The sequence below is a fragment of the Streptomyces naganishii JCM 4654 genome, from assembly GCF_014650575.1.
In the GTDB taxonomy this organism is placed as follows: Bacteria; Actinomycetota; Actinomycetes; order Streptomycetales; family Streptomycetaceae; genus Streptomyces; species Streptomyces naganishii.
This window is the reverse complement of record NZ_BMVF01000032.1, coordinates 41,429-48,362: the sequence shown is the minus strand read 5'-3', so window position 1 is coordinate 48,362 and position 6,934 is coordinate 41,429. Positions and strand designations below refer to the sequence as shown.

The 6,934-nt window shown below is 73.8% G+C and carries 4 protein-coding genes; all 4 read left to right on the top strand.

Annotation, left to right across the window (positions count from 1 at the left end; genetic code table 11):
* The first annotated feature begins 707 nt into the window (after nt 1-707).
* The 4 genes from IE217_RS33405 to IE217_RS33390 all read left to right on the top strand — a co-directional run bounded on the left by IE217_RS33405 (nt 708) and on the right by IE217_RS33390 (nt 6,898).
* Nucleotides 708-3,458, top strand: a complete 2,751-nt coding sequence (locus tag IE217_RS33405) for a helix-turn-helix transcriptional regulator (RefSeq protein ID WP_190181707.1) — start codon at nt 708-710, stop codon at nt 3,456-3,458.
* Nucleotides 3,439-4,407, top strand: a complete 969-nt coding sequence (locus IE217_RS33400) for a metallophosphoesterase family protein (RefSeq protein ID WP_190181706.1) — start codon at nt 3,439-3,441, stop codon at nt 4,405-4,407. Before IE217_RS33405 ends, IE217_RS33400 begins: the two co-directional genes overlap by 20 nt.
* Nucleotides 4,404-5,108 (top strand): 4'-phosphopantetheinyl transferase family protein, encoded by a 705-nt coding sequence (locus IE217_RS33395; protein WP_190181705.1) that lies wholly within the window; start codon nt 4,404-4,406, stop codon nt 5,106-5,108. The genes IE217_RS33400 and IE217_RS33395 overlap by 4 nt, the downstream gene beginning before the upstream one ends.
* Before the next feature lie 131 nt (nt 5,109-5,239).
* Nucleotides 5,240-6,898: a flavin monoamine oxidase family protein gene (locus IE217_RS33390; RefSeq protein WP_190181704.1), complete on the top strand. Its 1,659-nt coding sequence runs from the start codon at nt 5,240-5,242 to the stop codon at nt 6,896-6,898.
* The last annotated feature ends 36 nt before the right edge of the window (nt 6,899-6,934 follow it).

Here is a 6,934-nt window from a genome sequence, read left to right as displayed (position 1 = left end):
CTCGATCCGCTCCCGCGCGGTCAGCTTGCCCTTGGCGTGCTGCGCCGCGGTCGCCTTCTCACTCGGACCCGCCACCGCCTGCGCACGGATCCCGTGCAACTCGGCCACGCGCCCACGCGCGTCCGCCGTCGCCTCAGTCGTCGTTGTCATCCGCCGGCTCCACCCCCGGCCCGGCTCGGGTCCGGCCGGGCGACATCGTGGTCCGCGGCCCTGTCGGTACCGCGTCGCGTTGATTGAAGCGCCGACAATGCCGGAGTTCCACCAGCAACTCCCCCTAACGTTCGCCACGGACCCCTAATCCGCCTCACGCCTCCTCCACGGATCCGCCTTACTCCACGCGCCGTTCACCTCCCCGCGGATTTACTTGCCCGGCGCCGGTCGTTGCTAGAGTCGCCCTCGAGGACCCCGCCCAGCGGCACGGACCGACGTCATGAGATACCCCGCGAACGCGACTGACCGGCGCTTTGCGGCTGCTGACGTCACCCCAGGGGTCCACGGGGAAGTCCCGGACGACCAGCGGCCATCCGCTTTGCCCGGGTTAAGACACACAGGGGTGTAAGCATTTTTAAAAACGACGTTTCGGACCCGCCGCACATAGCCTCCCGGCGCCGACCGGCCGTTCTACTGATCAGTAGTACCGCAGCCCGCGGCCGGACCGCCCGGGAGATGTCTCAATTCTTTGCACGGAATTAACGGGGAAGGAATTGATGATGTTGCTGGAACGGGATGCGGAGACGGAAGAACTCACCCGGTTCCTCACCACCGGGGAACGTGGCCGGCGCCGGGTCGGCCGCGTCGCCGGCGCCGTCGGCTCGGGGAAGACCGCCCTGCTGCAGAGCGTGACGGAACGTGTCGTCGCCGGCGGTGCGCGCGTGCTGAGCGCGGTCGCCTCGCCCTACGAACAGGCCTACCCCTACGCGGTTCTGGAGCAGCTCCTCCAGGGACTCGGTCCGGACACGGCGGCGTCCAGGGCGCCCGTGCTCTCCGAGGGGGGCTGCGGGCACGACTTTGTGTCGTGCGAGTTCCACGACCGCCTGGCCGAGGCGGCGTCCACAGGACCCGTGCTGGTCGTCGTGGACGACGCGCAGTTCGCGGACCCCGAGTCCCTGCTGTGCCTGGTGCGCGCCTGGGGCGCCCTGCCCGCCGAGAGGGTCTCCCTGCTCGTCGCCACCGGCGGGCGCGACGGCGAACTCACCCCCAGCCTCAGGGAGTTGCCGCAACCGCCGCTGACCCTCGAGGTGCGGCTCGCGCCCCTGTCGGTGGCGGGCGTCGAAGGGCTGCTGTCGGACACGTCCGGGGCCGCCCACGCGGCCCGGCTCGCCCCCGCGTGGCACGCGGCGACCGGCGGCAGCCCCCTCCTCGTGCACGCCCTGCTGGAGGACGGAGCGGCCCGGACCCGAAGTGCCGCCGTCCCCAAGGCCGGTGAGATGTTCCAACAGGCCGCGCTCGCCTGCGTGCACCGCCACGGCGCGGAGGGCGTGCTGGTCGCGCGGGCGGTGGCGGTGCTGGGCGGCGCCGGGCGGCTGCCGCTGGTGCGCACCCTCACCGGGCTGACGGAACCGGTCGTGGAACGGTGCCTGGCCGCGCTCACGGAGGCGGGCGTCCTCGACGGCGCCGCGTTCCGGCACGAGGCCGCACTCAGTGCCGTACTCCGGGACGTTCCCGCCAGGCAGGCCGGGCGTCTGCGGGCCCTGGCAGCACGGGAGTTGCACCGGTGCGGGGCCCCGGCGGCCGAGACCGCGCGCCAGTTGACCGGGCACGAGGACGCGGCGCCGCGCGAGGCGTGGGCCGTGGCGGTGCTGCGGGAGGCGGCACGGCAGGCGGCCCACGAGGACGACACCGCCCTCGCCGCACAGTGCCTCCAGACGGCCGAGCGCTGCACCGCCGACGAGCAGGAACGACTCACCATCAAGGCGGACCTGGCCCAGCTGATCTGGCGGCTCAAGCCCTCGGCGTCGGGTCCGAGGATGCAGTCGCTGACCGGACCCGCCATGGCCGGCCTGCTCTCCCCCGCCCAGACCCTCCGCCTCGCGGTGGGCCTGCTGTGGAACGGGCGCACCGACGACGCGGCGGCGCTGATCCGCCAGGTCGGCGAGGCGATGTCGGACCGCCCCGACCCGCTGCTCGACACGCAGGTGCGCACCGTGCAGATGATGCTCGCCACCACCTACCCGGACGCCGTCGACGCGATCCGGGAGCTGCTGGACCGGCTGGACGGCCCCGCCCGCCCTTCGCCGGGCGGCCCGGGCGGCGAGTCGTACCGGGCGTTCGGCCTGCTCAGGGCGGCGCTGTACGAGGAGTGGGACGAGTCCACGACCGAAGAGGCGGACTGGCTGCTGGGCGCCTCGCGCCCCACCGACCAGGGCTTCGACCAGGTGCGGACGGCGCTGCTCGCGCTGGTGTACGCGGACCGGCTGAAGCAGGCGTCCCGATGGTGCGACCGGTTCCTGTCCCGGACGGAGGGCCAGGACTTCGCCGGTTGGCACACCGCGCTCGGCGCACTGCGCGGCCAGATATCCCTGCGCCGCGGCCGGCTGGGCGAGGCGGCCGAGTCCGTCGAGCGGGCGCTGGAGCACCTGCCGGCCCACGGCTGGGGAGTGGCCGTGGGAATGCCGCTGGGCACGCTGGTGCAGGCACGCAGCGCGATGGGCCACCACGACCGCGCGGCCGAACTGCTCGAGACGCCGATGCCCGCCACCATGTTCGACACCCGGTACGGCGTGCACTACCTGTACGCGCGCGGCCGCCACCAGCTCGCCACCGGCCGCCACGACGCGGCCCTCGCCGACTTCCTGGCCTGCGGCGAGCGGATGACGGCCTGGCGGATGGACACCGCGGGCCTGGCGCCGTGGCGGCTGGGCGCCGCCGAGACCTGGCTGGCGCTCGGCGACGAGACGAGAGCCGCGGCCCTGGCCAGGGAGCAGCTGGAGCGGCCCGGGCAGCGGGCGGTGCGCGGGCCGGCGCTGCGGATCCTGGCCGCCACCCGGCCGCCCTGGGAGCGGATCCGGCTGCTCGGGCAGGCGCTGACCGCGCTGCGCAAGGCCGGCGACACCTACGAGACGGCCCGCGCGCAGGCCGACCTGGGGCGCGCGCACCGGGAGCTCGGCGATCTCACCCAGGCCAGGCAACTGGTGCGCAAGGCGTGGCGGACGGCCGAGGCGTGCGGCGCCGAGGAGCTGTGCCGCACGCTCCAGCCGGAGCCCTCCCGCGACGCGGCCCCGCGGGAGGCGGGCACGGGCCGGCCCGACGCCGCCGCGCTGGCCTCCCTCACCGACGCCGAGCGCCGGGTGGCCGCGCTGGCCGTGTACGGCCACACCAACCGGGAGATCGCCGCGAAGCTGTTCATCACGGTCAGCACGGTCGAGCAGCACCTCACCCGGGTCTACCGCAAGATAAACATCAGTCACCGCCAGGACCTCCCGGTCAGTTTGGACAGCGATGTCGCCCACAGCGCCTGACACCCCGGCACGGCCCACCGCGCCTGAGACCCCGGCGGGGCCGACCCCTCCCGCGCCCGGCGGCGGGCGGCTGCTCGCCGTCAGCGACCTGCACATCGGCATGCCGGACAACCGGCCCATCACCGAGTCCCTCAGGCCCTCTTCGGACGGGGACTGGCTCATCGTCGCCGGGGACGTGGGCGAGCTGACCACGGACATCGAGTGGGCGCTGCGGCTGCTGTCGCGGCGGTTCGCGAAGGTGGTGTGGGCACCGGGCAACCACGAGCTGTGGACGCCGCGCGAGGACCCCGTGCAGCTGCGCGGGGAGCGGCGCTACCGCCATCTGGTGGAGATGTGCCGCGGCCTCGGCGTGGTGACCCCCGAGGACGACTACCCGGTGTGGGAGGGCGTGGACGGCCCGGTGGCCGTGGCCCCGCTGTTCCTGCTCTACGACTACTCGTTCCTGGCGCCCGGCACCTCCACCAAGGAGGAGTCGCTGGCCCGCGCCCACGAGACGGGGGTGGTGTGCAGCGACGAGTACCTGCTGCACCCCGACCCGTATCCGAGCCGGGAGGCGTGGTGCGCGGCGCGGGTGGAGGCGACCGAGCGGCGGCTCGCGGCGCACGACCCGTCGGTGCCGCTGGTGCTGGTCAACCACTATCCGCTGGTGCGCGAGCCCACCGAGGTGCTGTGGTACCCGGAGTTCGCGCAGTGGTGCGGCACCGTCCGCACCGCCGACTGGCCCCGCAGGTTCCCGACGGCGGCCGTCGTCTACGGCCATCTGCACATCCCCCGCACGACGTGGCACGACGGGGTGCGGCACGAGGAGGTCTCGATCGGCTACCCGCGCGAGTGGCGCCGCCGGGGCCATCCGCGCGGCCTGCTGCGGCAGATCCTGCCGCATCCCGCCCCCGACCCCGGCACGACGGCGAGCGGCAGCAGCGCGGCGAAGCACAAGGAGAGCCGGTGATCGAGGAGTTGGTGCCGCGCGCGGTGGTCTGCGCGGAGGCGTACGAGGATGCCGCCGAGCACTGCGGCGAGGACGGCGGCGAGGACGGCCTGTTCCCCGGGGAGCGGGAGGTGCTGGGCGACGCGGTGGAGCGCAGGCGGCGGGAGTTCACCACGGTGCGGGCCTGCGCCCGCAAGGCGATGGCCGGGCTCGGGGTGCCGCCCGCGCCGGTGCTGCCCGGGGTGCGCAACGTCCCGCTGTGGCCCGCCGGTGTGGTGGGCAGCATGACCCACTGCGACGGCTACCGCGCCGCGGCCCTCGCGCGGGCGTCGGACGCGGCGACCGTGGGCATCGACGCCGAACCCGACGGCCCCCTGCCCCAGGGAGTGCTGGAGTCCATCGCGCTGCCCCGCGAACTCGCCTGGGCGCGCGCCGGGTCGGGCGGCGGGGTGCACCGCGACCGGCTGCTGTTCAGCGCCAAGGAGTGCGTCTACAAGGCGTGGTTCCCGATGATGCGCACCGAACTCGACTTCGAGGACGCGGACATCACCTTCGCGCCGGCCCCCGCGAACGGCCGGAAGGAGGGCTCCGGCGGCGCCTTCCACGCACGGATCCTGCGCCCTGCGCGCAACGCCCTGGGGCAGCACGTCGGCGCCTTCGAGGGCCGCTGGGCGGCCGCGCGCGGCCTGCTGGTGACGGCGATCGTCCTGCCGGCACCCTGAGCCCCGGCGTGCGGCGCGGTCCGGGGTCGGTAGGGGTTGTCCGCCCGGAATGCCCCTCCCTAGCGTGAAGGCGCCGGGGCGTTCCGCGACTCTGCGGCCCCGTCGCCGACACGGCCGAGAGGTTTCCCGTCATGACGACTGCCGGCCCGCGCCCGACCACCATGCTGGTCCCGGACTTCCCCTTCTCCTACGACGACTGGCTCAGCCACCCGGCCGGCCTCGGCGCCCTCCCCGAAGAGGTGCGGGGCACCGAGGTCGCGGTGGTCGGCGGGGGCATGGCCGGTGTCACGGCGGCGTACGAGCTGATGCGGCTCGGACTGCGGCCCGTGGTGTACGAGACGGGTCAACTGGGCGGCAGGATGCGGTCGGTGCCGTTCCCGGAGGATCCGCGCTGGGTGGCCGAGATGGGCGCGATGCGCTTCCCGCTGTCGGCCCGCGCGCTGTTCCACTACATCGGCATGCTGGGCCTGCCGACCAGCCCCTTCCCCAACCCGCTGGCGCCGTGCACCCCGAGCACCGTCGTGCACCTGGGCGGCGCCAGCCACCGCGCCCGCACGGCCGAGGAACTGCCCGGCCTCTACCAGGAGGTGGCGGACGCCTGGGCCAAGGCCCTGCAGGAGCGGGCCGAGTTGTCCACCGTGCGGGACGCGATCCAGCGGCGGGACGTGGAGACCCTGAAGGCCGTGTGGAACAGGCTGGTCGCCGAGTTCGACGACCAGTCCTTCTACGGCTTCCTCGCGACCACCCCCGCGTTCCAGTCGTTCCGCCACCGCGAGACGTTCGGCCAGGTCGGGTTCGGCTCGGGCGGCTGGGACACGGACTTCCCGAACTCCTTCCTGGAGATCCTGCGGGTGGTCTACACCGAGGCGGACGACAACCACGTGCTGATCGGCGGCGGCGCCCAGCAGGTGCCGCTGGGCCTGTGGAACCACGCTCCCGCGGACCCGGCGCACTGGCCGACGGGCACGTCGCTGGCCTCCCTGCACGGCGGCTCGCCGCGTCCGGGGGTCGCCGGGCTGCGCCGCACGATGGACGGCATCGCGGTGCGGGACGCCTCCGGCCGGGTGCGCGAGTACCCGGCGGTCGTCTACAGCCCGCACGTGTGGACGCTGCTGCACCGCGTCGAGTGCGATCCGGTGCTGCTGCCGGCCGACCACTGGACGGCCGTCGAGCGCACCCACTACATGGGGGCGTCGAAGCTGTTCGTGCTGGTGGACCGGCCCTTCTGGCGGGACGCCGACCCGGAGACTGGCGGGGACGTGATGGGCATGACGCTCACCGACCGGCTGCCGCGCGGTGTCTACCTGTTCGAGAACGGTCCGGGGCAGCCGGCGGTGATGTGCCTGTCGTACACCTGGAACGACGACTCGCTGAAGGTGGCCACGCTCTCCCCCGCGGAGAGGCTGGACGCGCTGCTGGCCCGGCTGGCGGAGATCTACCCGGACACCGACATACGCTCGCACATCGTCAGCGAGCCGATCACGGTCACCTGGGAGACGGAACCGCATTTCATGGGCGCGTTCAAGTCCAACCTGCCCGGCCAGTACCGCTACCAGCGGCGGCTGTTCACCCAGTTCGTGCAGGCGGAGATGAAGCCGGAGCAGCGCGGCTTCTTCCTGTGCGGGGACGACGTGTCGTGGACGGCCGGCTTCGCCGAGGGCGCGGTGACCACGGCCCTGAACGCGGTGTGGGGGGTGCTGCGTCACCTGGGCGGCGCGACCCACCCGGAGAACCCGGGCCCCGGGGACCTCTTCGACGCGCTGGCACCAGTGGAGCTGCCGTACGTCTGAGAGGCGACGGAGCGAAGAGCGAAGGGGGTTGGCGAC